Annotated in this window: 1 rRNA gene; it reads left to right on the top strand. The window is 50.3% G+C overall.

The features are described from left to right. Nucleotides 1-805: ribosomal RNA gene (locus tag CIK04_RS30855) — 23S ribosomal RNA — on the top strand; the annotation flags it as partial.

Here is an 805-nt window from a genome sequence, read left to right as displayed (position 1 = left end):
GGGCGGGACACGTGTTATCCTGTCTGAATATGGGGGGACCATCCTCCAAGGCTAAATACTCCTGACTGACCGATAGTGAACCAGTACCGTGAGGGAAAGGCGAAAGAACCCTGTGAGGGAGTGAAATAGAACCTGAAACCGTGTACGTACAAGCAGTAGGAGCACCTTCGTGGTGTGACTGCGTACCTTTTGTATAATGGGTCAGCGACTTATATTCAGTGGCAAGGTTAACCATCTAGGGGAGCCGTAGGGAAACCGAGTCTTAACTGGGCGTCATAGTCTCTGGATATAGACCCGAAACCGAGTGATCTAGCCATGGGCAGGTTGAAGGTTGAGTAACATCAACATGGAGGACCGAACCGACTAATGTTGAAAATTAGCGGATGACTTGATGGCTAGGGGTGAAAGGCCAATCAAACTCGGAGATAGCTGGTTCTCCCCGAAAGCTATTTAGGTAGCGCCTCGACGAATACTACTGGGGTAGAGCACTGTTAAGCTAGGGGGTCATCCCGACTTACCAACCCTTTGCAAACTCCGAATACCAGTAAGTACTATCCGGGAGACACACGGCGGGTGCTAACGTCCGTCGTGGAGAGGGAAACAACCCAGACCGCCAGCTAAGGTCCCAAATTACAGCTAAGTGGGAAACGATGTGGGAAGGCTTAGACAGCTAGGATGTTGGCTTAGAAGCAGCCATCATTTAAAGAAAGCGTAATAGCTCACTAGTCGAGTCGGCCTGCGCGGAAGATGTAACGGGGCTAAGTTGTAAACCGAAGCTGCGGCAATGTTCTATGAACATTGGGTA

This window comes from Vibrio sp. 03_296 (genome assembly GCF_002265885.1).
The sequence above is the reverse complement of the archived record's forward strand: the minus strand, read 5'-3'. Positions and strand labels throughout refer to the sequence as shown.